Origin of the sequence: Solemya elarraichensis gill symbiont, from assembly GCF_002021095.1 — a bacterium.
Classification (GTDB): Bacteria; Pseudomonadota; Gammaproteobacteria; order Chromatiales; family Chromatiaceae.
Genome location: NZ_MPRK01000002.1, coordinates 1 through 23,021 on the forward strand (window position 1 = coordinate 1; position 23,021 = coordinate 23,021).

Below are 23,021 nucleotides of genomic sequence, written 5' to 3' on the forward strand. Positions count from 1 at the left end.
CAAGGGCCGTTCCAATACCGATAAACATGCCGGCAATCATGATACCAACGGCGATGTTGCCTTCGGCAAGCTTGTCGGGGATGCTGAAATTGACAATGTGACTGAAGAGCTTGCAGCCCATCCACATGAAAAACAGCACCATGATGCCACCGGTAGCGACATAAATGATGTTGAGAAAAAGCGGGTCGAGGTCTGTCATTAAATCCTCCGGGATTCGCCCGTTTAAATACGGGCCTGTTGTTCTTTATTGTGTATTTAGTATAGCTGAATCAGCCAGGCCATGGCCTTGGCTCTATATCCACTCCTGCGGCTTGAGATAACGCTCATAGAGAAGAGACTCGGGTGAACCGGGTTCTGGAGACCAGTTATATCGCCACTTCACCAGTGACGGCAGTGACATCAGGATTGATTCGGTACGGCCGCCGCTCTGCAGGCCGAAAATGGTGCCACGGTCATAGACCAGGTTGATCTCGACATAGCGCCCGCGCCGGTAGAGCTGGAAATCACGTTCGCGTTCACCGTAAGGTGTTTCGCGACGTATCTGTACGATTGGCAGATAGGCATCGATATAGGCGTTGCCAACGCTCTGCATGAATTTGAATGTCTTCTCAAAGCCCCACTCGTTGAGGTCGTCGAAAAAGAGCCCCCCGACACCGCGGGTCTCATTGCGGTGCTTTAGAAAAAAGTATTCATCACACCATTTCTTGTAGTCGGAATAGACGTTCTCACCAAAAGGGTCGCATGCGGCCTTTGCTTTTGTGTGCCAGTGAATCACATCCTCTTCAAACGGGTAGTAGGGCGTCAGGTCAAAACCGCCGCCAAACCACCACACCGGGTCTTCTGTTTCGTGTTCGGCGACAAAAAAACGCACATTGGCATGTGATGTCGGTACGTAGGGATTGTGAGGATGTATGACTAGCGACACGCCCATCGCCTGGAAACTGCGTCCGGCCAGTTCGGGGCGTGCAGCGGTTGCCGACGGTGGCAGCTGTGTGCCATGAACATGTGAGAAATTTACACCGGCTTTTTCAAAAACCTTGCTGCCTTCCATGACACGTGTGCGCCCGCCTCCGCCGGCTTCACGTTCCCAGCTCTCCTCAAGAAAGCCTTCGCCGCCATCCTCTTCGGCAAGTGCGTTGCAGATGCTGTCTTGCAGGCCCAAGAGGTAGTTTTTTACATCATTGATCGATATTTCATTCATCTTTTTGTTCTCATGCCCGCAGAAGGGTGCCGCTTGCGGCATCACGGATCTCGGTCGGTCTGTCGAGTTGCCCCGTGGCGCCGTTGACGATCATATCAGGAAGCCCCCGGAGTCGTTTGCGCACCTGCAAAGGGTTACGTGCCGGTTCCTTGCCGGAGGTGTTTGCACTGGTTGAAATGAGTGCGCCACCGAAGACGCTACACAGGTCACTGGCAAGAGGATGTGCAGTCACGCGTACAGCAATCGCGTCTCGTCCACCGGTAATCCATGCCGGAACATCGGCTGCGGCAGGTACAACCCAGGTAACAGGTCCGGGCCAGCTCTCCTCAAGTTCCTTTGTGGTGATATCGTCGACGCAGATATAGGGCGCAAGCTGCTCGATCGCTGAGGCGATCAGAATCAGCCCTTTTTCAGGCGCCCTGCCCTTGAGCCACAACAGTCGTGCGACTGCATGCGGATCGAGCGGATCACAGCCGAGGCCGTAAACGGCCTCGGTCGGGTAGGCGATGACGCCGCCGCTATAGAGACAACGCCTGGCCTCACGCAATTGCCACGCAGGCAATTGTGATTCGCTCAAAGCTGTTCCTGCAGTTCCTTGTCAGCTGCCATGACAGCTTCAGCGTTGGCAGCACGTTCAGCTGCGACGCGTCCGGCAAGCTCACTGTCAGCCAGTGACAGCATCTGTGCAGCAAGATAGGCGGCGTTTTTCGCACCGGCGCTACCGACCGCAACAGAGGCGACGGGAATACCGCCTGGCATCATGACAGTAGAGAAGAGTGAATCAAGACCTTGCATGGGGCCTGCATCCATGGGGATGCCGATAACCGGCTTGAGAGTCAGTCCGGCAACAGTACCGGCCAAATGTGCAGCAAGACCGGCAGCACAGATAAAGACATTACAGCCGCGCGCCTCAGCATCCTTGACGTACGCATGCGTGGCCGCGGGGGTGCGATGCGCAGAAGTGATTTTTACCTCGAACGGTACCTCGAGGGATTTAAGAATGTCGAGAGTCTTCTCGATCACCGGCAGGTCCGACTTCGAACCCATCAGAACAGCAACGAATGGTTTACTCATAATTGATTCCTTTTTCGGGAAAAGAGAGCGAAGATAACTATTTATTCTCCTTAAGGCAAGATGTATAGAAAATGGGCGGATCACTGATCAAGAGTCAATTCAGACCGACTTGGTGGCTGAAAAGCCCACACTTTCAGACATTCTGGCCGGTTTTTTTCGCACGCCAGCGCTTTGAGGGGCGTCAAGAGCGCTTCAATTTGCCGGATGGCGATTTTGTTGACCTTGTCTGGGGAGGTGGCGATGGGCCACTGGTCATGGTTGTTCATGGCCTGGAGGGCTCGATTGATTCACATTATGCTGCAGCAATGATGAATTCGCTGCAAATAAACGGATATAGTGCCATTATCATGCATTTTCGCGGCTGTAGTGGTGAGCCAAGCCGGTTTGATCGAGCCTATCATTCGGGCGATACAGCCGATATTTCCGCTGTTGCAACACATATTGTAGAGGTAACTGGCAAGCCACTGTACGCGATAATTGGTTATTCGCTGGGAGCCAACGCGATGCTCAAGTGGCTGGGTGAAGCGGGTGACGATGCAATACCGCAATCTGCTGTTGCAGTCTCTATTCCTTTTCGTCTCGAGCTTGCGGCAAAGCGTTTGCAGCAGGGCGGTTCACGCATTTATCAGTCCTACCTGTTGCGCAAAATGCGCGTGGCCTACCAGCGCAAGTTCAGTAAGCGCCCTTCCCCACTAGATATCGACCCTGCCGATTTAAAGGATTTTTTCCAGTTTGATGATCAGATCACCGCGCCATTACATGGTTTTGACGGAGTCGATGACTATTATCGACGCAGCAGTTGCCGGCAGTATCTCCGCGGCATTCGCAGGCGCACGCTGATCATTCACTCAAGTGACGATCCCTTTATGTATCCGCATGCAGCACCTGAACCAGCTGAACTGTCGGAGCATGTCACACTCGAATTGACTGAACACGGGGGGCATGTCGGATTCATGACTGGCAGTTTGCCAAAACGCTGGCTCGAGAAGCGCATTATCGAGTTCCTTAAATCAAACGAGACCCCGGTCGGCCATTGATTCAGCGCCATCGGCGGTAACAATAATGTGATCCAGCAGGCGTACTTCGACCAATGCCAGCGCCGATTTAATCTTTTCCGTAATAGCGATATCCGCCCTGCTCGGTTCGGCAACTCCGGATGGATGGTTGTGCGCAAGAATTACGGCTGCGGCATTATGCTGCAGGACGCGTTTGACAACCTCGCGAGGATGCACGCTCGCACCATCGATGGTGCCGCTGAAGAGCGTATCGAAACTGATAACCCGGTGTCTTGTATCGAGAAAGAGTACGCCAAAGAGTTCGCGTGTTGCGCTGCCAATCTCTGCCCGCAGGTAGTTGAACGCCCTGTCAGGCGATGTGAGTTCGACGCCGCGTTTAATTTTTTCGCCGTGGTAGCGACGCGTCATCTCGACGACTGCCTGCAGCTGGGCAAACTTTGCATCACCGAGACCGGCTGCCTTGCAGAAACGCTGCCTGTCGGCAGCTAACAGGTTACGCAGGCCGTCAAAATCGGCGAGCAGTTCCCGTGCCAGGTCCACGGCGCTCTTGCCCTTGACTCCGGTGCGCAGAAAAATCGCCAACAGTTCGGCGTCCGATAGCGCAGACGCACCTCGCTGAAGCAGTTTTTCCCTTGGTCTTTCCGTGCTTGGCCAGTCACTGATTGCCATTCCCATACTCCATTCATGGTGAGCATAGAGTCTGGCAAAATTTGCCTGAAAAAGCCTGCAGTAGTATGCAAGTGCCGTTGCTGAACACCGGCTGTTTTGGTTTAGAGCACCTTGGAATAGCGGGTGGTAGCGCCATCCCTGTCGAGGTAGGCATCGAATTGCATGCAGATGTTGCGAATTAGCAGTCGACCACGTTGATGAACGGTGATCTTATTATTTTCCACGACAAGTAGCTCATCATCGATCATTCCCTGCAGGCGTTCCAGTTCTTTAGCGAAGTGGTCTGCAAAATTGATGCGCCATTTGCGCTCAAATGAAGTGATATCGAGCTGAAAGTTGCAGATCAGGCGGGTGATGACGTCGCGACGGATCATGTCGTCAAGCGTCAGCATGAGGCCATGCGAAACAGCCAGCTCACCGGCATCGATACGTGCGTTATAGTCATCCAGGCCACGCATGTTCTGTGCGTAGACATTGCCGATCATGCCGATTGAGGTGACACCGATACCGATCAGGTCACAGTCTGCGTGGGTCGAGTAGCCCTGGAAGTTACGATACAGGGTGCCCGCCTTCTGGTGTGCCACGAGCTCATCTTCCGGCTTGGCGAAGTGATCCATACCGATGTAAACATAACCCGCCTCGGCCAGTTTGCTACCGGTACGGCGCAGGATCTCAAGTTTCTCTTCAGGTGGCGGCAGCTCATCTTCATTGATGCGACGCTGCGGCTTGAAGCGCTCTGGCAGGTGTGCATAGTTGAATACTGACAGGCGGTCGGGCGAAATCTCGATCATGCGATCGAGGGTGCGGTCAAAACTATCCGCAGTTTGCAGAGGCAGGCCGTAGATCAGGTCGACACTAACGGACTTGAAGCCGGCATCGCGAGCGGCAGTCAGTACCTCGATGGTCTGTTCCTCGGGCTGAATGCGGTTCACCGCAACCTGCACCTTGTGATCAAAATCCTGCACGCCGAGGCTGATGCGGTTGAAACCGATTTCGCGCAGTTGCATCACCTTCTCACGGTCTGCTTCACGCGGGTCGATCTCGATTGAGTACTCGCCTGAATCATCATCGACCAGCTGGAATGCCTCGCCTGTCTTCAGCATTAACTCGTGCATCTGCTCGTTGCTGATGAAAGTCGGTGTGCCGCCACCCCAGTGCAGCTGCCTGACCTGGCGCGACGAGTCGAACAGCGCGGATTGCATCTCAAGTTCCTTGTAGACGCGTTCCAGGTAAGGCTGTGCCTTGCTTCTGTCCTTGGTTGCAATCTTGTTGCAGGCGCAGAAGAAGCAGACAGTGTCGCAAAAAGGGATGTGGAAATAGAGCGACAGGCCACGGTCAGTGCGATTGGAGTCCTCGGCAGCTGTACGGTAATCAGCAGCAGTAAAGCTGTCATCAAATTGCAGCGCAGTTGGATAGGAGGTATAGCGCGGACCGCTGAGGTCGTAGCGCTTGATCAGTTCGGGATCGAGTATCAGGGGATTGTCCATCAAGGCATTCTAAGGCGAAAAGCGTTATGTTTAAAGGGTTATTGGCTATTGGCCGTTAGTTATTGGTTGTTAGTCATTTAGTCGCTAGGTGCCTGAAGATTATTGTGAGCGCTTACTACCTCTGCAGATTCCTATCTGATAATCTATCTGCTGAAAACAGTTCTTAACAGGAAAGCAGCCTTGTCTTTACTGGGGCGTCATATATTACTGGGTGTCAGCGGCGGAATTGCAGCCTACAAATCCGCAGAACTTGCGCGTCTGCTGGTCAAGGCTGGCGCCGAGGTGCGTGTAGTTATGACAACTGCAGCGACCGAGTTCGTCGGTCCTATGACATTTCAGGCGTTGACAGGCCACACGGTCAGGAGCGGGCTATTCGACGAGGAGCACGAGGCGGCGATGGGCCACATTGAACTGGCACGCTGGGCTGACCTGGTAGTGATTGCTCCTGCTACGGCAGACCTGATGGCGCGTCTTGCCCATGGTGAGGCAGATGACCTGCTGACGACACTGGTTCTGGCAACACCGGCAGCGGTTGCGATAGCCCCGGCAATGAACCAGCAGATGTGGGCCGATGCTGCTACGCAGGCGAATCTTGAACTGCTGGGTGAGCGAGAATACCAGCTATGGGGTCCGGCAGCCGGAGAACAGGCGTGTGGCGATGTCGGCATGGGCAGGATGATTGAGCCAGTAGAGATTGCTGAGAAGATAAATGCCAGTTTTCCGGCAGGTCGTCTGGATGGCGTCAGTGCCATGGTCACGGCAGGGCCGACTTATGAAGCATTGGATCCGGTGCGTTTTATCGGTAACCGCAGCTCGGGCAAGATGGGTTTTGCAGTGGCCCAGGCGTTGGTTGAGCAAGGTGCCGAGGTAACCCTGGTTGCTGGGCCAGTCAAGCTTGAAACACCGAAGGGTGTACGGCGTATCGATGTTGAATCGGCGGCAGAAATGCACGCGACCGTGATGGACTCTATCGCTAACCAGGCACTGTTCGTGGCGAGTGCCGCTGTGGCCGATTACCGACCGGCAGATGTCGCCAGCGGAAAAATCAAGAAATCGGCACAGAGTATGACGCTGGAGCTGGTTTGCAACCCGGATATTCTCGCCGATGTTGCTGCCCTGCCCGGAGCGCCCTTTTGTGTCGGTTTTGCCGCCGAGACGCACGACGTTGTCCGGCATGCTGAAGAGAAGCGCACACGCAAAAATTTACACATGATCGCGGCCAACCATGTTGGCGGCGAAACAGGCGGTTTTGATGCGGCAGAGAATGCCCTGACTGTCTTGTGGAAGAATGGCAGCACCGAGCTGCCGATGATGGATAAACAGCGGCTGGCCCACAAGTTGGTCGAGCTGATATGTGATCAATTAAATGAGCAAAATAATGCATGAACTCGAACTGAAGATACTCGACCAACGTCTTGGACATGAATTCCCCCTGCCCGCCTACGCCACGCCCGGCTCGGCCGGCATGGACCTGCGCGCGATGCTGGATGAATCCATGCAGCTGGCACCCGGTGACACCAAGCTGATTCCGACCGGTATCGCCATTCATATTGGTGATCCCAAACTTGCTGCGGTGATACTGCCGCGCTCGGGGCTGGGTCACAAGCACGGTATCGTTCTCGGCAACCTGGTTGGCCTGATTGATTCCGATTACCAGGGTGAACTGTTCGTCTCCTGCTGGAACCGTGGCAGCGAGGGGTTTCGCGTAGAGATCGGTGAACGGCTTGCACAACTGGTGGTACTGCCAGTGGTACAGGCACAGTTCACACTTGTTGACGAGTTTGACACGAGTGATCGTGGTGAGGGCGGCTTTGGCCATTCCGGGCGTCACTGAAGGAGTATAGCGATGGGACTGACAACTGACGGCGCAAAAAATGTCGCACACGTATTAACGGAAGCCCTGCCCTACATTCAGCGCTTTCGTGGAAAAACCGTGGTGATCAAGTATGGCGGCAATGCCATGGTCGACGAAGATCTGAAAAGAGGCTTTGCACGTGACGTTGTGCTGATGAAAACGGTCGGCATCAATCCGGTCGTTGTCCACGGCGGTGGTCCGCAGATCGGCAGCCTGTTGCAGAGGTTGGGCAAGGAGAGCGAATTCGTTCAGGGCATGCGCGTCACTGATGCAGAGACCATGGACGTGGTCGAGATGGTGCTTGGCGGGCTGGTCAACAAGGAGATCGTCAACCTCATCAATCGCCATGGTGGATCAGCGGTTGGTCTCACCGGCAAGGATGGCGACCTGATTCATGCAAAACGCCTGCAAATGCGCAGTAATGCACCCGAGCTGGATGTGCCCGAGATTATCGATATTGGCCATGTTGGTGAGGTCGAGAGCATTGATGCCTCGGTTGTCGATATGCTCGTACACGGCAATTTTATTCCGGTTATCGCGCCTATCGGTGTTGGCAAGGATGGTCTCAGCTACAACATCAACGCTGACCTGGTGGCAGGCAAGATGGCAGAAGTACTGAAAGCCGAGAAGCTTATTCTGCTCACCAATATCGAAGGCCTGCTCGACAAGCAGGGAAAGTTGCTCACCGGGTTGGATACGAAACGGGTCGACGACCTGATTGCCGATGGCACCATCCATGGCGGTATGCTGCCGAAAATCGGTTGTGCCCTTGATGCGGTCAAGTCGGGCGTAGCCAGCGCACATATCATCGACGGGCGCGTGCCCCACGCGGTGATGGTTGAATTGTTTACGGATCAGGGTATTGGCACCCTGATCATGGGATCCTGAGATGCCTCGTCCTTCACGCAAGCAGGCGATTCTTGAGAGCCTTGCCCATGAACTGGCGGCACAGTCGGGCAACCGTATTACCACGGCATCGCTGGCAGCATCGGCCGGCGTGTCGGAAGCAGCCCTGTACCGCCACTTTGCCAGCAAGGCAAAAATCTTTGAGGCGCTGATCGAGTTTGCCGAGGAGAGTGTTTTTTCGCGCATTAACAAGGTTCTTTCCGAGAGCCAGGAGACTGTGGCGCGCTGCTATGGCATCTGTTACCTGCTACTCGCCTTTGCCGACCGTAATCCCGGAATCACCCGCCTGCTGCTGGGCGATGCCTTGACTGGAGAAAACGAGCGCCTGCACAAGCGAGTTGAGCAATTTTTCAATCGCCTCGAAACCCAGTTGCGCCAGGTGTTACGCGAGGCGGGTATGCGCAATGAACGTGAATCCGTCGTTGAACCGGAAGTTGCTGCCCGTTTTATTGTTGACTGGAGCGAGGGCCGCCTGCACCACTATCGCCGCTCAATCTTCACTACTTCACCGATGGATGGGCTGGAACAGTCGTGGGCACTTGTCGTCAAGGCGGTTTTTTAGAGGTCCTTTAGAATCAATACGCCCCTGTGACAAAGGGTCTGAATTGTTTGCTGATCCCTTTTGAGCGCTGGCTAAAACACTCTCCTTCATGGCTGGTCTGCTGTCTCTCGCCAGATGGGCTGATGTCACCGCAATCCAGGTCCAGCAGAATCTCGCCATAACCATTAGCTCCCTTCGGCTCGAATGCAGCACTAAGGCTAATATCTTCTCTCTGAATAGGCATTTGGGTTGACAGCAAGGTATCAGTCTCAATCAAGAGCGGCATATCCGAGTTCTCGTTGAGGTACTGTTTTGTACGTTTCCACCAGCGCCCGCAGGTTTCAGCATCAGGGCACTTGAGGTGGACATTGTGGCAAGAGAGGAATGGCACATCCGAATCAGGCGAATCGCCCATCGGAGTGGTAGCACCTGGACCATGCCTTTGAATATGGCGGTAACGCAGCAGCAGGCCGTTGTATTTTTCCTCAATCCCCTCGCGCTCATGGTCATAGCGGAAGAGTGATACATAGTTCCTGTGGAGCAGTTTTTTAAGATCGGAGACCTGTTTGTCAGTCAGGGAAGACATGTGCAGCAGGTGGAGCCTGGCACGGTGGATATTGCCATTAATTACCAGCTCTGCGGCGCTGACGATAGCGATATTCTCATCTCTTGCCTCCAGAATATCCCTCTCATGGCGATAGGCCGAAATAAGGGATTTGTCCGCTGCAATTTGACGTTTGTTGCGTTGTTCCTCGATTCTCCGGGCGTGTTCATCGTCTATTATCGCCTTCTGTTCATCTTTTGACTTTGGCGGCGTGATGGTCATGACGCGAATGCCCTGTTTATTCAACACGTCACTACCCTTGAGGGCGACTTCCGGGGGCATGGAGTCCGAATAGTGAACTTTACCGTTCTCATCCACCCAGCGGTACAGGCCAGCATGCAGCTGGCTCGCTATTGCAAGCGCAACCACTGTGATTGACGTTAGAATGGCAAAACGAAATGTGATCACCAGGTACGCCCTGTGTGAAATTCAATAGGCATAGAGCAAAGGTTATACCAATAATGCGGTCTGTGAATAGTCAAAAACCAACAATTTTTTCAGATACTTCAGCCGATTATATCAACAAGCCCCTACGTGTGCACCCGACTTGCGGGGCTATCCCGAGTGATTGAAAATCTGGCGCTGTTCCTGATCTCCTATCTGGCGAATCTCTTTTCAGCTTTCTCCGGGGGCGGTGCTGGCCTGGTGCAATTGCCGGCGCTACTTTTCCTCGGCCTGCCTTTCGGAGTCGCACTGGCAACGCACAAGGTGGCCTCTGTTGCACTCGGCCTCGGCGCGACGCTAAGGCACATGAGGTCAAGCTCGCTGGAACGTGATTTCATGCTCTTTATTCTCGCTACCGGACTTCCGGGAGTCGTGTTGGGAGCAAGCCTGATCCTCTCTGTTGAGGATCGTCACGCGGAAATTGCCCTTGGCATTCTGACACTCGGGCTTGGGCTCTATTCGATCTGGCGCAAGCAGCTTGGCCAGCAGCATCTGCCGGTACATCGCGACCTGTCCGGCTTCCTGCTTGGTGGAGTGGGACTATTCGTTATCGGCATACTTAATGGCTCCCTGACCTCTGGCACGGGGCTTTTTGTTACCATCTGGCTGATCCGCTGGTTCGGCTTAGATTACCAGCGCGCCGTTGCCTACACGCTGATTCTTGTAGGACTTTTCTGGAACGGCGCAGGTGCCGTGACGCTGGGCCTGTTGGGCGACATTAAGTGGGAATGGCTGCCTGTTTTAATTGCCGGTTCGTTGCTCGGCGGTTATTCGGGCGCGCATCTTTCGATCACCAGGGGAAATCGCTGGATAAAACGGGGATTTGAGGCGGTGACAATCGTGCTTGGCATCAAGCTAATTCTCGGTTGACGGGCGCGTAAATTGCCTGTAAGAAAGCGAGTTTTTCACACCGTGGGCATGGGCACCGATTTGTGCAATGCAAAATCAGTAAATCATTTATTAGAATTCGATGAAATTCTGTAAATTATTGAAATTATTAAACAAAATTAATAACGCACCTTTTTTGTGCAAAATATGCGGATGACTAAAAATTCAGTAAAATCAGTCAATTCAGCTTGTCAATCCACAGAGTTATCCACAGGCTGTGTGTATTTGACAGCAGCCCGAAAATCGACTTGCGTGTAAGATTGTCGCAATGAGCAAAAAAATCGTCCGTGTCGCCGTGCAAGCACCCCTTCCGGGGCTGTTCGATTACCTGTTTCCGGCACATATGCAGGCCGAACCGGGCTGCCGTGTACTGGTGCCATTCGGGCGTGGCAAACGGGTCGGAATTGTGTGGGAATTTGCCGGGCAAAAGGATGATCTCCCCTACAAGTTGAAGCCCGTTGCGCAGGTGATCGATGACACCGCACTACTTGATGTGCCACTGCGCCAGCTGCTGGAGTGGAGTTCAAACTACTATCACCATCCGATTGGCGAGGCAGTAGCGACAGCCCTGCCAGTCAACCTGCGCCAGGAGCGTGCAGTAAGAACACACCGGCAGCGTTACTGGGCTTTATGTGCGACATGTCCGGATGCCGAAGAGCTCGATGCGCGGGCTTCACGCCAGAAAATCGTCATACAGATGATGAAAGAGGCGGGGAGTGCTGTAGCGGAGACCCAGTTGCGTGAACTTGGTGCAGATATCGGCAGCGTGTTGAAACGACTCGCACAAAAAGGGTGGATTGAAGATAGCGCCCGCTACGCATCAGCGAATGCAGAAAGCGGGGAGTCGCGGCAGAAACTTAACCTCAATGATGAACAGCGCGATGCCGTCACTACGATTGTTGAAGCGGACGGGCAATTTGCTCCCGTCCTGCTACAGGGGGTGACCGGTTCCGGCAAAACCGAGGTCTATATCCAGGCGGCGCAGGCAGTTATAGGGCAGGGCAAACAGGTACTGGTGCTGGTGCCGGAGATCGCATTGACACCGCAGCTGTTGAGGCGCTTCCAGGCTGGCATCGATTCGGCTGTTGTCAGCATGCATTCTGGCATGGGCGACAGCGAGCGCGAACGCGCCTGGAATGCAGCGCGTAGCGGTGATGCACGCCTGCTGGTCGGGACACGTTCAGCGGTGTTTGTGCCGTTACCGGAACTCGGGCTGATCATTATCGACGAGGAGCATGACCTTTCATACAAGCAGCAGGAGGGGTTTCGCTACGCTGCGCGTGATGTTGCCGTGATGCGTGCCAAGCAGTCGGGAATTCCGGTTGTGCTGGGTTCGGCGACACCTTCACTTGAAACCATATATAACGCAATACAGGGACGTTATCAGCGCGTGCGCCTTACCCGGAGAGCGGGCGGGGCAGTGCCGCCCACCCTGCAAGCGGTCGATATTCGTAGCGAACACCTGCACGGCGGTTTGTCGGCAACCCTGATCAAGGCGGTGCGCAAGTGCCTGCAGGCTGGCGAGCAGGTGATCCTGTTTCTCAACCGGCGTGGCTATGCACCGCAACTGACCTGTAATGATTGTGGCTGGATTGCCGAATGTGAACATTGTGACGCACGCATGACTTTCCACGCATCGGCACACAGGCTCTGGTGTCACCATTGTGGTTATCAAAAACCGCAACCAAAGGTTTGTCCGGCCTGTGAAAGTGAAGAGCTGGTCTACCTGGGGCAGGGTACAGAGCGCCTTGAGGAGACGCTCGGTGAGCTGTTTGCAGAGACGCCTGTGGTGCGCATTGACCGTGATACCACCCGCCGCAAGGGTAGTCTCGAGGCGCACCTGGAAAAAATGCACATGGGGGAGTCGGGCATTCTGGTTGGCACACAGATGGTTGCAAAGGGACACGACTTTCCTAATGTCACCCTCGTCGGCATTCTTAATCTCGATGCGGGCCTGTTGTCGCCCGATTTCCGTTCACCGGAAAAGACAGCACAGCTGATGCTGCAGGTGGCAGGCAGGGCAGGGCGAGGTAAAAAACCGGGGCACGTGATAATCCAGACACGCAACCCTGAACACCCATTGTTGCAGGAGTTGCTATGTGGTGACTACGACAGTTTTGCGAAGGCAGAACTCAAGGAGCGCCAGGAGGCAGTATTTCCGCCCTACAGTTACCAGCTGCTTCTGCGTGCTGAGAGTAGTTCGGCAGAGAAAACCGACGATTTTCTTGAGTATGCTGCTGATACGGCCAGGGAGTTGCTGAAAAACGTCGAAATCTGGGGGCCTGTTCCGGCACCGATGGAACGCAAGGCAGGACATTTTCGCGGTCACCTGTTATTGCAGGCAGCTGAACGCGCTACCCTGCACGCACATGTTGATCACTGGACACAGCAGTTGAGAAAGCTTAAAACAGCGCGCTCGGTACGCTGGAGTATTGATATCGATCCGCAGGAGCAGTTGTAATGCACCACTGCTCATGCAAACCGGGCCACTGGTTAGTGAATTGAGCTTGCTTATATTGCAGGATCACATCAGTTCGTCGCCCCGGGCTTGACCCGGGGTCCATCAAGAACAGCATATGCGCATCATGGATGCTGGCTCGAGGCTGGCATGACGCTGTATTCTGTATGTCAGACGGTCATTTCTCCAGCAGCCGTGGCATCAGTTCCACCATGTTGCACGGGCGGGTGCGGTAGTCTAGCTGGTGCGAGATAAGCTTGTTCCAGCCATCCTTGCAGGCACCGGTGGAGCCGGGCAGGCAGAAGGTATAAGTTGCATTGGAAACCCCGGCGATAGCGCGAGACTGCATGGTCGAGGGGCCGATCAACTCATACGAGAGAACACGGAACATTTCGCCGAAACCGTCAATGATCTTGTCGAGCAGTGGTGTGACAGCTTCGGGCGTGCTGTCACGACCGGTGACGCCAGTTCCTCCGGTGGTGATGACGACATTGATCTCATCGTTCGCTATCCATTTTGAAACCACCGCACGGATCTGGTAGATATCATCCGGCGTGATGGCTTTTTCATACACATTGTGACCGGCCTCTTCGGCCAGCTTTTTCAGTGTATTGCCCGATTTATCGTCCGCCTCGGTACGTGTGTCGGAAACGGTGAGGATGCAGATGTTGAGAGGTATGAAGTTGCGTTCGCTGGACATGAATCGATTTCCTGATGTGCCTGTTTGCATCATTGTACCCAAGCAAGCAGTGAATTCACGCTTTTTCAGGTTTATAGAAGCGGGTCTTTCCGTTATCCTTCACAACCAATTCCCAAGAACTTGTGCTTAACAGCCTTTAACATGCCTACTACATGAAAGCCGCGATTCAGAAAATCATCTCCACCGCCGTCGACACCCTGGTATCAGAGGGCATTATTGATGCCCCTGTCAGCATTGAGCCGAACGTTGATCGTACGCGTGATTCAAGCCATGGTAACTTTGCCACAAATGCCGCCATGGTGCTGTGCAAGCAGGCAAAGATGAATCCGCGCGCGCTGGCTGAAAAGCTGGTTGCAGCCCTGCCGCAGGATGATGTTATCGATCGCGTCGAGATTGCAGGCCCCGGTTTCATCAACTTTTTTGTTTCCAGTTCTGCCGCTTACCAGCATGTACCAGTGATTCTGGAGCAGGGACACCAGTACGGCCGTTCTGCGATTGGTGCCGGCAAACGTGTGCAGGTAGAGTTTGTCTCTGCCAATCCGACCGGACCCTTGCATGTCGGGCATGGTCGCGGAGCTGCCTATGGCGCAACCGTTGCCGACCTGTTGCAGGCGGCCGGTTTTGAGGTGCACCGCGAATACTATGTCAATGACGCCGGACGCCAGATGGATATCCTCGCCACCTCGGTGTGGCTGCGCTATCTCGATCTTGCCGGTGAGACGATTGTGTTTCCTTCCAACGGTTACAAGGGTGACTATGTGTGGGATATCGCAGCAACCCTGCACCGTGAATTTGCAGATACCTATCGTCACACCGCTGACGATGTATTTGCTGATATCCCGGCAGACGAGCCTGATGGCGGCGACAAGGAGCTGCATATCGATGCACTGATCGCACGCGCCAAGCAGCTGCTCGGCGAAACCGGTTATCGACATGTGTTTGATCTGGGTCTGAATACGATTCTTGATGATATCCGCGAGGACCTTGAGCTTTTCGGTGTGACTTTCCAGAACTGGTATTCAGAGCGCTCACTGGTCGAGTCGAAAGCGGTCGAGCGTGCTCTCGATGCCTTGCAGAATGCTGGATATCTATATGAAAATGGCGGGGCACAGTGGTTTCGTTCCACCGATTTCGGGGATGAGAAAGACCGCGTAGTTGTGCGCGACAATGGCCAGACGACCTATTTTGCTTCTGACATCGCCTATCACATGGAAAAGTTCGAGCGCGGCTTCGAGCAGGTGATTGATGTCTGGGGTGCAGATCATCACGGCTATGTTCCGCGTGTCAGGGCGGCAATGCAGGCACTTGGCGCCGAGCGAGCAAACCTCGATGTGCTGCTGGTGCAGTTCGCGATTCTCTACCGCGGCGGCGAAAAGGTTCAGATGTCGACCCGTTCGGGTGAGTTTGTCACCCTGCGCCAGTTGCGCAAGGAAGTCGGGGCCGACGCGGCACGTTTCTTCTACGTTATGCGCAAGTCGGAGCAGCATCTCGATTTTGATCTTGATCTTGCCAAGTCACAGTCATCCGACAATCCTGTCTACTATGTGCAGTACGCACATGCGCGCATCTGCTCGGTACTGCGCCAGGCGGATGAGAAGGGTGTCGATGTAACAATATCAGAAGGTGACAAGCACCTCGACCTGTTGACTGAGCAGCATGAAGAGGAGTTGCTGACACAGCTGGCACGTTATTCGGAAGTTCTCGAGGCGGCGGCGCTCCAGCATGAGCCACACCAGCTGTGCCACTATCTGCGGGATCTGGCAAACGGTCTGCACACTTATTACAACGCACACCAGTTCCTGATCGATGATGTAAATTTGCGCGATGCGCGCATCAAGCTGATCCAGGCAACGCGCCAGGTGCTGGAGAACGGTTTGAAACTGCTGGGCGTTTCTGCGCCACAAAGCATGTAAGCGGAGATTTATGCCACACGACTATAAAAAACGCCCGGCTGCACGCAAGAAGAGAGCTCCAGCGCGCAGGAAGAGTGATCATACACTGCCGTGCTGGGCCTGGTTTATTGGTGGCGTAGTACTGTCAACGGCTGTTCTGTTTGTTATTGCCAGGGTGCAGCCACAGTTGCTGACCAGTGCGGTAATCGTGGTCCAGAAGCCGACCCTGGCAGTTCAGCCGTCAAGGCCCGTACCACAGCAGCCGAAAGATCCGAGCTACACCTTCTACACGGTATTGCCCGAGATGGAAGTTGCGGTTCCGCCCGAGGCGTTGAAGCCGACAGCAGAACAATCGACCCGCAAGAGTGGTCTCTATCAATTGCAGTTAGCCTCATATCGCAACAGGCCTGATGCTGCGAAAATGGAGGCGAGCCTGGCCCTGATCGGCATCTCCGCACGCATAGAGAAAGTAGCGATCAACGACAAAACCTACTACCGTGTACGCAGTGGTCCCTATCCGCGTGAACAGGCATACGGGTTGCACATGCGCTTGCGGGATCACGACGTTGAAAGCCTGATTCTAAAAGTAAGGAAAAACGAAGGATAACTGACAAATGTCATCAAACTGTCATGATCGGATGGTTTAATTCGCGATTACCTGAATTGGAAAAGTGCCAACATGACCAGAGTATTAATCGTTGAAGACGAGCCGTCTGTCCGTGAAATGACTTGCTTCACGCTGAAGCAGTCTGGTTATGAGTGCCTTGAGGCAGAGACAGCCGAAGAGGCGCGTGAAACTCTCAAAACCTGCGATCCTGCCCTGATCCTGATGGATTGGATGCTACCGGGAACCAGCGGCGTTGAATTGACCCGTGAATTAAAGGAGAGCCCTGCAACCCAAACAATTCCAGTCATCATGCTGACGGCACGAGGTGAGGAGGATGACAAGGTGCGTGGCCTCGAAAGCGGTGCAGATGATTACATCACCAAGCCGTTCTCACCACGCGAACTGACGGCGCGTATCAAGGCCTTGTTACGACGTACATTGCCGCACGCAACTGATGATATTGTTATAAGCGGCACCCTGCAGCTCGATCCTGCATCACACCGGGTTCATTGTGAAGAGAACCAAATCGACCTGGGCCCCACCGAATTCAGGCTGCTGCACTACCTCATGACGCACCAGGAAAAGGTTTACAGCAGGGGTAAGCTGCTAGACAACGTGTGGGGTACCAATGTCTATGTCGAGGAGCGTACTGTCGATGTTCACATCCGCCGCCTGCGCAAGGCGCTTGAACCCTATGGGGCAGATCAGCTGATTCAGACAGTTCGCGGAGCAGGCTACCGTTTCTCCGGGAGCAAGGCCAAGTCGTGAGTATCGGCCGATCATGGTGGCATGAGATACTGCTGCTCGCAGCATGCGTCGGCCTTGCCGCCATACTAGGTGTCGCCAGCGGCTATCTGAGCGGAGCATTTCTGCTTGCCGGCGCCATCTATATAGGTTGGCACCTGCTACAGATGTTGCGCTACCACGTATGGATGCGCGATGGCGAACATTACTCAATGCCTATTCCCCTTGGCGTGTGGAAAGCGGCCATCGACGGTGTCGTCGAACTTCGCCAGAGTGAACGCCTGAGAGAAAAACGTCTGCTGCAGATGCTTGAGAGTTTTCAGGCATCGACCAACGCTCTGCCTGACGCCACACTGGTGGTTGATGAGAGCGGAACCATCGAGTGGATCAATCAGTCTGCAACCCGTTTGCTCGGTATCAGTCGCCATGATGTCAGCCGGGTGCAAGTGACCGGCATATTTGCTTCACCACGATTCGATGCCTATCTGAAAAGCAACAATTATCGCACTCCGATCAAGCTGACCTCGCCGGTCGATAATGGCGTTTTGCTGGAGCTGCGAGTTGCCCCCTTCGGTGAAAACAAGCGCCTGCTACAGCTGCGCGATATCTCTCGCCTGGAACAGCTTGAAACCATTCGTCAGGACTTTGTCGCCAATGTTTCGCACGAGATGCGTACTCCGCTGACAGTGATTCGTGGCTATCTCGAAAGCATGAGTGATGCGGGCGAATCGATGGCCGATTGGCAGCCGGTACTTGAGCAGATGGACAGGCAGTCGGCACGCCTGCAGCAGATTGTCGAAGATCTGTTACTGCTGTCGCGAGTTGAACAGGGCGAAACAACGGGAATGGAGGAGGTTGTCGATGTGCCAGGTCTGCTCGATGTGCTCCTCACAGAAGCGCGATTGCTTAGTGGCGAGCGCGCCCACAGAATTTCACTTCAGGCAGATGAAAAACTGCTGCTGAAGGGGCATGCGAGCGAGTTACGCAGTCTCTTTTCCAACCTGGTTTTCAATGCGATTGCCTACACGCCGCCACGTGGTGTGATTGAAATCAGGTGGTTCATGGAGGGAGGCTCTGCTGTGTTCAGTGTTCTGGATACGGGAATCGGTATCGAGCAGCAGCATATTCCACGCCTCACCGAGCGTTTCTACCGGGTTGATGAAGGTCGTTCGCGCAAGAGTGGTGGTACCGGCCTTGGGCTCGCTATCGTCAAACACGTTCTCAACAGTCACGATGGCAGATTGGTGATCGAGAGCCGTTACGGATCCGGGTCGACCTTTATTTGCCGCTTTCCGTCTTCCCATGTGTCCAAATCCGGGGGGGCTTGAGGCTGCAGAATAGGCAGCCACAGAGAGCAAAAGCTGTAACAAAAAGTTCATATTTCTCCAACAGATTTGTAACAAACTGAACGCATACTTGCGAGCGTCAATTTACGACTCTCAATTGTGGAGAAATTAATGAAAAAGCAGATTGCAATGTTTGCTGCTCTTGCGTTCGCAGGCACTGCGGTACAGGCTGCATCTCGTGACTATATCGAGGTTGTTGGTTCTTCTACCGTTTATCCTTTCGCGACTGTTGTTGCAGAGACTTTCGGTAAAACCAGCAGTTTCAAAACACCGAAGATTGAATCAACTGGTTCCGGCGGCGGCCTCAAGCTGTTTTGTGCTGGCGTTGGTGTCGATACGCCGGATATTACCAATGCTTCGCGCCGCATTAAAAGCACCGAAGTTGAGAAGTGCACTGCTAACGGCGTTACCGGCGTGACTGAAATCAAGATCGGTTACGACGGTATCGTTCTGGCCAATGCCAAGGGCGCAGCAGATTTCGAATTGACCCGTAAAGACATCTATATGGCGCTGGCTGCCATGGTTCCGGGAGCTGACGGCAAATTGATCACTAACCCGAACAAGAGCTGGAAAGACGTCAACAGCAGTTTGCCGGATGCGCCAATCAAGGTTATTGGCCCACCACCTTCTTCCGGTACCCGTGACGCGTTCGAAGAGCTGGCTCTCGGTGGCGGCGCCAAGAAAATCGAAGCTCTCGCAACACTGCGCGGCGAGAAGGATGTTGAAGCCGTCAAGAAAATGATGACCGGTCTCGGTATCGAGATGGCGATTTTCGATGCGGTCATGGAGAAGAAAGGCAAGGTCAAAGGCAAGGATATCTTCAAGAAGGTTGCTCACCACATTCGTGAAGATGGTGCGTACGTCGAAGCAGGTGAGAACGACAACCTGATCGTTCAGAAGCTGGAAAATGACACAGGCGCTATCGGCGTCTTCGGTTACAGCTTCCTCGAGCAGAATAGCGACAAGGTCAAGGGCGCGACTGTAGACGGTGTTTCACCTGAGTTCGAAGCGATCTCGGATGGTTCATATCCTGTTTCACGCGCTTTATACTTCTACGTGAAGAAAGCACATGTTGGCAAGATTCCCGGCATGGCAGAGTTCCTGGCAGAATTCACTGCTGACAAGGCCTGGGGTGAGGAAGGTTACCTCGCCGACAAGGGCATGATTCCGATGCCTGCTGATGAGCGTGCCAAGTACGCAGCCGATGCAAAAGTGTTGAAGAACATCGAGCTCTGATTTGAACTGGTACGTACACGTATTTGCAATTGAGAAGGTGGTGCCATCAGGCACCGCCTTTTCGCGCCTCTGTAAACCCGAAAGAAATTTTCCGGAAATGCAACTCAATGTATCTCCAGGGGTTCACTCGACGACTCAACCGAAAGACTGGAGACGGCCTTGAGTGGCACACCGTTACTGTTACTCATTCTGCTTCTGATCATGTCGGGACTCTACTACCTGGGCAAGAAACGAGCACTTGCGTCAGTTGAAGGCTGGTCAGGGATAAAGCACCTGCATTCATTACCGAGCTACTATGGTTTTTATGCGGCATTGTGGGCGGGGCTCCCGGCACTTCTGGTGCTCTTCATCTGGAACGGATTTCAGGACACGATCATTATGGACCTGGTTGTTTCAGGGCTTCCACAGGAGCTTCGGCAGCTTGACGATGCACGCCTCAGCCTCGTTATTAATGACATCAAGAATCAGGCCTCCGGTGACGTGGTATCGGCTGACTCGGAAGCTGTCCGTGCAGCAGCAAGTCACTTTTCAAGCCTGCAGGCGACGGTAACGGCCGCCAAGGTCGTGCTGATCCTTCTGTTGGCCTCGGCCTGCGGAATTTTTGCCTGGAAGGCGATATCACCTGATTTGCGAGCCCGCAACCGTGTCGAGATGATTATCAAGGGGTTGTTGATTCTCTGTTCATCCCTGGCGATTTTTACTACCGTCGGTATTGTTCTTTCAGTCCTGTTTGAGTCAGTTCGATTCTTCCAGGTCATCCCTGTTACCGAATTCCTTTTCGGCACGCATTACAACCCGGGTACCCAGTCATTCGGAGCCGTACCGCTTTTTGCCGGCACACTGCTGATATCCGTTATCGCGATGTTGATCGCAGTGCCTATCGGGCTGTTGGCAGCTATCTACCTGTCCGAATACGCCGGGCCAAACCTGAGAGCCTATGCCAAGCCCGTTCTGGAAATACTGGCCGGTATCCCGACTGTCGTGTACGGCTTCTTTGCTGCCCTGACGGTGGCACCATTCGTTGCCGAGCTCGGCACCTCCGTCGGGCTAACGGTATCAACTGAGAGCGCTTTGGCTGCGGGTGTTGTGATGGGCATCATGATCATTCCCTTTATCTCGTCGCTCTCTGATGATGTGATCAACTCGGTACCACAGGCGATGCGGGATGCCTCCTACGGCCTTGGCGCAACGCGCTCCGAAACCGTCACCAAGGTGATATTGCCGGCAGCCCTGCCGGGTATTGTCGGCTCGGTGCTGCTAGCCGCATCCCGGGCTATAGGTGAGACCATGATCGTGGTCATGGCAGCCGGACTGGCAGCCAAGCTGACTGCCAATCCGCTGGATACAGTCACCACGGTGACGGTGCAGATTGTCACGGCATTGGTTGGCGATAATGAATTCGACAGCCCCAAGACGCTGGTTGCTTTTGCACTCGGCCTGGTGCTTTTCTTTGTTACCCTGGCACTCAACGTTGTCGCCTTGCACGTGGTACGTAAGTACCGCGAGCAGTACGATTAAGGAGCGGGATATGGCGGTTAATAATACGGAAGCTGTCAGAAAGTCCCTGCCGAAACGCTATCGCAGGGAGCGTAATTTCCGCATGATCGGTCTTTCAGCGATTATGGTCGGGCTGGCATTTGTGTTCCTTCTGTTTTTCAACATTATTTCCAAGGGCTACTCGGCATTCACTCAATCCTATATCGCCTTGCCGATCACATTTGCCGAGGAGACCATTGATCCACAGGGCAACAGGGACCCGAAGGCGATCGCCGGTGCCAACTACAGCAGCCTGATCAAGAGTGCTCTGAGAGAGCGGTTTCCTGATGTCTCGGGGCGCAAAAACAAGCGCAAGCTTTACCGCATCGTCAGTAGCGGGGCTGTTTACGATATGCAGGCGATGGTTGAAAAAGATCACTCCCTGATCAGACAGACAAAAACCCTGTGGCTACTCGCCGATGATGAAGTCGACATGTATATGAAGGGGTATGTGTCAGATACCGAAGCACGCACACAGGAAGCTGATGCAACCGTCACAGTGACAAAAGGTAATGTGGCCATTCAGAGCCAGGGACAATTCACCGGACTGGTGGAGATTGCACGCGGCAACTCAGAAGAAGTGATTCGCCAGGGCGAACGTCGCATCGGCCATGTCAGGTCAAAGCAGGACACGGCCAGGCAGGATCTCGAACTGCAGAGACAGCGTCTTGAAGAGGCGAAGAGCTTCGGGCACACCAATGCAGAGGAACGGTTCGCTGAGATTATTACCGAGGTCGAGGGTCGTATTGATACCCTGCAGCGCGAGATAGATGCACTCGAGACGCGCATTACTTCGATCCAGGCAACACTGGACGATCCGGATGGCGTTCTGCAACAGACACCGGAATCTGCCAGCCTGTTGATCAGGGCGCATGGCGGTATTATCAAGGTGACCAGCATTTCTGCAAATATCATCAATGGCGAGCCACTTGTCGCCCTGAAACAGACAGGGCCGCTTAAGCCAGGCGAATGGAAAATTCTGAGTGTGCAAACCCCTGAACAGGATCGCCGCTTCTCTGACAAATCGATTGCCTGGTCCGAGAGCCTCAGGAATGACGGCATGATCGAGAGCAAGTTCAATGTGCCGTTCTTCACTCATGGTGACTCACGCGAACCGGAGCAGTCAGGTATTGCTGGCGCGCTGATGGGCTCTTTCTATACGCTGGTTGTGACCCTGCTGCTGTCGTTTCCGATTGGTGTGTCCGCGGCAATTTATCTCGAGGAGTTCGCGCCCAAGAACAGGTGGAGTGACCTCATCGAGGTCAACATCAATAACCTTGCGGCTGTGCCATCGATTGTATTTGGCCTGCTCGGTCTTGCGGTGTTCATCAACTTTTTCGGTATGCCGCGATCAGCGCCCGTGGTCGGCGGCGTGGTGCTGGCCCTGATGACACTTCCGACCATTATTATCGCCAGTCGTGCGGCACTCAAATCTGTGCCACCTTCAATTCGCGAGGCGGCGCTGGGTATGGGTGCATCACGCATGCAGACAATTTTTCATCATGTGTTGCCACTCGCTATGCCGGGCATGTTGACCGGCTCCATTATCGGCATGGCGCAGGCGCTGGGTGAAACAGCACCGCTGTTGATGATCGGTCTGGTAGCCTTTATTGTCGATATTCCGGGGAGTGCATTTGATCCGTCAACCGTGCTGCCGGTACAGATCTACCTGTGGGCAGACAGCCCGGAACGCGCCTTTGTGGAAAGAACATCTGCTGCAATCATCGTACTGCTTGTATTCCTGATCACCATGAATGCTTTGGCAGTCCTGTTGCGCAAGAAATTTGAACGCCGTTGGTAAGCGCCAATATCGTGAT

At 54.1% G+C, this 23,021-nt stretch carries 22 protein-coding genes; 14 read left to right on the forward strand and 8 right to left on the reverse strand.

The features are described from left to right. The 4 genes from BOW51_RS00185 to purE form a co-directional block, all read right to left on the reverse strand. A partial coding sequence (locus BOW51_RS00185; RefSeq protein WP_078475853.1) for a DUF350 domain-containing protein occupies positions 1-199 on the reverse strand: 199 nt, incomplete at its 3' end. A 93-nt stretch (positions 200-292) separates the two neighbouring features. Further along, a complete protein-coding gene (gene hemF, locus BOW51_RS00190) occupies positions 293-1,201 on the reverse strand; it encodes an oxygen-dependent coproporphyrinogen oxidase (RefSeq protein ID WP_078475854.1) in 909 nt (302 codons plus the stop codon). A 10-nt stretch (positions 1,202-1,211) separates the two neighbouring features. Then, the gene (gene tsaC, locus BOW51_RS00195) at positions 1,212-1,778 is read right to left on the reverse strand and encodes an L-threonylcarbamoyladenylate synthase type 1 TsaC (protein ID WP_078475855.1); all 567 of its coding nucleotides are present in this window, start codon (positions 1,776-1,778) and stop codon (positions 1,212-1,214) included. Continuing rightward, the gene (gene purE, locus BOW51_RS00200; protein WP_078475856.1) at positions 1,775-2,275 is read right to left on the reverse strand and encodes a 5-(carboxyamino)imidazole ribonucleotide mutase; all 501 of its coding nucleotides are present in this window, start codon (positions 2,273-2,275) and stop codon (positions 1,775-1,777) included. Before purE ends, tsaC begins: the two co-directional genes overlap by 4 nt. Before the next feature lie 71 nt (positions 2,276-2,346). Between purE and BOW51_RS00205 the strand changes: the two genes are divergently transcribed. Continuing rightward, positions 2,347-3,312 carry a hydrolase gene (locus BOW51_RS00205; RefSeq protein ID WP_078475857.1) on the forward strand — a complete coding sequence of 322 codons (966 nt, stop codon included), beginning with the start codon at positions 2,347-2,349 and terminating at the stop codon, positions 3,310-3,312. Here BOW51_RS00205 and radC read toward each other — a convergent pair. Further along, positions 3,286-3,960 carry a RadC family protein gene (gene radC, locus BOW51_RS00210; RefSeq protein ID WP_078475858.1) on the reverse strand — a complete coding sequence of 225 codons (675 nt, stop codon included), beginning with the start codon at positions 3,958-3,960 and terminating at the stop codon, positions 3,286-3,288. The two genes, BOW51_RS00205 and radC, sit on opposite strands and share 27 nt — an antisense overlap. A gap of 101 nt (positions 3,961-4,061) precedes the next feature. Next, positions 4,062-5,447 (reverse strand): oxygen-independent coproporphyrinogen III oxidase, encoded by a 1,386-nt coding sequence (gene hemN, locus BOW51_RS00215; RefSeq protein ID WP_078475859.1) that lies wholly within the window; start codon positions 5,445-5,447, stop codon positions 4,062-4,064. A 180-nt stretch (positions 5,448-5,627) separates the two neighbouring features. Here hemN and coaBC point away from each other — a divergent pair, with 180 nt between their 5' ends. The 4 genes from coaBC to slmA are packed head-to-tail and all read left to right on the forward strand — an operon-like array spanning position 5,628 to position 8,770. Then, positions 5,628-6,833, forward strand: coding sequence for a bifunctional phosphopantothenoylcysteine decarboxylase/phosphopantothenate--cysteine ligase CoaBC (gene coaBC, locus BOW51_RS00220; protein ID WP_078475864.1), 1,206 nt, complete (start codon positions 5,628-5,630; stop codon positions 6,831-6,833). Continuing rightward, positions 6,826-7,281: a dUTP diphosphatase gene (gene dut / locus BOW51_RS00225; protein WP_078475865.1), complete on the forward strand. Its 456-nt coding sequence runs from the start codon at positions 6,826-6,828 to the stop codon at positions 7,279-7,281. Before coaBC ends, dut begins: the two co-directional genes overlap by 8 nt. 12 nt (positions 7,282-7,293) lie before the next feature. Next, positions 7,294-8,190, forward strand: a complete 897-nt coding sequence (argB, locus tag BOW51_RS00230; RefSeq protein ID WP_078475866.1) for an acetylglutamate kinase — start codon at positions 7,294-7,296, stop codon at positions 8,188-8,190. A gap of 1 nt (position 8,191) precedes the next feature. Then, on the forward strand, positions 8,192-8,770 hold the full coding sequence (gene slmA, locus BOW51_RS00235; protein ID WP_078475867.1) for a nucleoid occlusion factor SlmA: 579 nt from the start codon (positions 8,192-8,194) through the stop codon (positions 8,768-8,770). Between the two features lie 13 nt (positions 8,771-8,783). On the opposite strand, the gene BOW51_RS00240 is transcribed toward slmA, so the two are convergent. Next, a complete protein-coding gene (locus tag BOW51_RS00240) occupies positions 8,784-9,761 on the reverse strand; it encodes a DUF4124 domain-containing protein (protein WP_167367189.1) in 978 nt (325 codons plus the stop codon). 159 nt (positions 9,762-9,920) lie between these two features. Here BOW51_RS00240 and BOW51_RS00245 point away from each other — a divergent pair, with 159 nt between their 5' ends. Both BOW51_RS00245 and BOW51_RS00250 read left to right on the forward strand, forming a co-directional pair. Continuing rightward, on the forward strand, positions 9,921-10,667 hold the full coding sequence (locus BOW51_RS00245) for a sulfite exporter TauE/SafE family protein (protein WP_078475885.1): 747 nt from the start codon (positions 9,921-9,923) through the stop codon (positions 10,665-10,667). Positions 10,668-10,953: 286 nt separating this feature from the next. Next, positions 10,954-13,146 carry a primosomal protein N' gene (locus BOW51_RS00250; RefSeq protein ID WP_078475871.1) on the forward strand — a complete coding sequence of 731 codons (2,193 nt, stop codon included), beginning with the start codon at positions 10,954-10,956 and terminating at the stop codon, positions 13,144-13,146. Positions 13,147-13,321: 175 nt separating this feature from the next. On the opposite strand, the gene moaB is transcribed toward BOW51_RS00250, so the two are convergent. Beyond that, positions 13,322-13,843: a molybdenum cofactor biosynthesis protein B gene (gene moaB, locus BOW51_RS00255; RefSeq protein ID WP_078475873.1), complete on the reverse strand. Its 522-nt coding sequence runs from the start codon at positions 13,841-13,843 to the stop codon at positions 13,322-13,324. A 152-nt stretch (positions 13,844-13,995) separates the two neighbouring features. Here moaB and argS point away from each other — a divergent pair, with 152 nt between their 5' ends. The 7 genes from argS to pstA all read left to right on the forward strand — a co-directional run bounded on the left by argS (position 13,996) and on the right by pstA (position 23,005). Further along, positions 13,996-15,756 carry an arginine--tRNA ligase gene (gene argS / locus BOW51_RS00260; protein WP_078475874.1) on the forward strand — a complete coding sequence of 587 codons (1,761 nt, stop codon included), beginning with the start codon at positions 13,996-13,998 and terminating at the stop codon, positions 15,754-15,756. Between the two features lie 10 nt (positions 15,757-15,766). Continuing rightward, complete coding sequence (locus tag BOW51_RS00265; RefSeq protein WP_078475875.1) at positions 15,767-16,342, forward strand: SPOR domain-containing protein; 576 nt, start codon at positions 15,767-15,769, stop codon at positions 16,340-16,342. Positions 16,343-16,414: 72 nt separating this feature from the next. Then, positions 16,415-17,110 (forward strand): phosphate regulon transcriptional regulator PhoB, encoded by a 696-nt coding sequence (phoB, locus tag BOW51_RS00270; protein WP_078475876.1) that lies wholly within the window; start codon positions 16,415-16,417, stop codon positions 17,108-17,110. Beyond that, positions 17,107-18,414: a phosphate regulon sensor histidine kinase PhoR gene (gene phoR, locus BOW51_RS00275; RefSeq protein ID WP_078475877.1), complete on the forward strand. Its 1,308-nt coding sequence runs from the start codon at positions 17,107-17,109 to the stop codon at positions 18,412-18,414. The genes phoB and phoR overlap by 4 nt, the downstream gene beginning before the upstream one ends. A 129-nt stretch (positions 18,415-18,543) precedes the next feature. Next, a complete protein-coding gene (locus BOW51_RS00280) occupies positions 18,544-19,668 on the forward strand; it encodes a substrate-binding domain-containing protein (protein WP_078475878.1) in 1,125 nt (374 codons plus the stop codon). Positions 19,669-19,827: 159 nt separating this feature from the next. After that, positions 19,828-21,186 (forward strand): phosphate ABC transporter permease subunit PstC, encoded by a 1,359-nt coding sequence (gene pstC / locus BOW51_RS00285; RefSeq protein WP_078475879.1) that lies wholly within the window; start codon positions 19,828-19,830, stop codon positions 21,184-21,186. Between the two features lie 10 nt (positions 21,187-21,196). Further along, positions 21,197-23,005: a phosphate ABC transporter permease PstA gene (gene pstA, locus BOW51_RS12005; RefSeq protein WP_078475880.1), complete on the forward strand. Its 1,809-nt coding sequence runs from the start codon at positions 21,197-21,199 to the stop codon at positions 23,003-23,005. Positions 23,006-23,021: the final 16 nt, after the last annotated feature.